This is a genomic window from Noviherbaspirillum album (assembly GCF_035916955.1).
In the GTDB taxonomy this organism is placed as follows: Bacteria; Pseudomonadota; Gammaproteobacteria; order Burkholderiales; family Burkholderiaceae_D; genus Noviherbaspirillum; species Noviherbaspirillum album.
Map to the genome: position 1 here is coordinate 1 of NZ_JAWIIV010000123.1, position 1,029 is coordinate 1,029.

Consider the following 1,029-nt stretch of genomic DNA (forward strand, 5'->3'; position numbering starts at 1 on the left):
TAGTACATGCAGAATGTCAGCCATCAAGAGTAGGAGCATCCTTCTGTTTGTCCGTTTACCGAAGGAGGAACCTGAGATGGCTGACACCACAAATGCTACACCTGCGCTCAATCTAGTGGCAATCGACATTGCTCGCTATTGGAATTATGTCCTGCTGGAAACCGCGGCTGGCAAACTTCACCGCTTCAAGATGGGCAATACTGCGGTTGACTATGACCGCCTGATTGGCTTTCTTCAATCATTATCCGGCCCATGTCGCGTTGGTATAGAGCCTACGGGAGACTATCACCGTCCCATCGCATATCGTCTTCTGATGGCGGGATTTGAAGTCGTTGGAATCAACTCGGTTGCTGTTGCCCGCTATCGTGATGCCATGTTCAATTCCTGGGACAAGAACGATCCGAAGGATGCTGCGGTGATTCTAGAGATGCTGCGCCGTCAGGCCTATCAACGGTATGTTGATCCTATGGTGGCTGGCACTCATGATTTGCAGGAAATCGCCAAGACCTATTACCAGGTATCACGCGCACGTACGAAGGCACAGAACTCACTGATCAATCATGGACTACCGCTTTACTTTCCAGAGATGCACCGCTATTGGGCGACTACCCGCAATGAATGGTTTATCCGTTTTCTCATTGAATTTCCAACTCCCGCTCATGTAAGGTCGCTTTCGCAGGAGGCCTTTGTGCTGGCAGCATGGGATCTGGTCGGTCGCAAAGTGAATAAGCAAGCCAAGCTTGAGGAGATATGGGAGATCGCCGGTTCGAGTGCCGCGCTGCCTCACGCTCCTGATTCACTGGCGGTAGAGATGTTTCGCGTGACTCTGAAGCGCTATCAGGAATTAAATCAGTTAAGGGCCAGTATCGAAGAGCGCGCGGAACAAGTACTTGCAGGTAATGAGGCCTTCGAACATCTCAAGACATTACCCGGGGTAGGTCCTGTTATTGCTCTAACGATTCTGGCTGAAGCTGGAGACGTTAAACGCTTTGCCTATCATCGGCAGTTCCTAAAGTACTGTGGCTTTGA

Annotated in this window: 1 protein-coding gene; it reads left to right on the forward strand. The window is 50.6% G+C overall.

Annotated features, from left to right (window positions below; genetic code table 11):
• Nucleotides 1–76: 76 nt before the first annotated feature.
• On the forward strand, nt 77–1,029 hold a 953-nt coding region (locus RY831_RS32990), incomplete at its 3' end, for an IS110 family RNA-guided transposase (protein WP_326510500.1).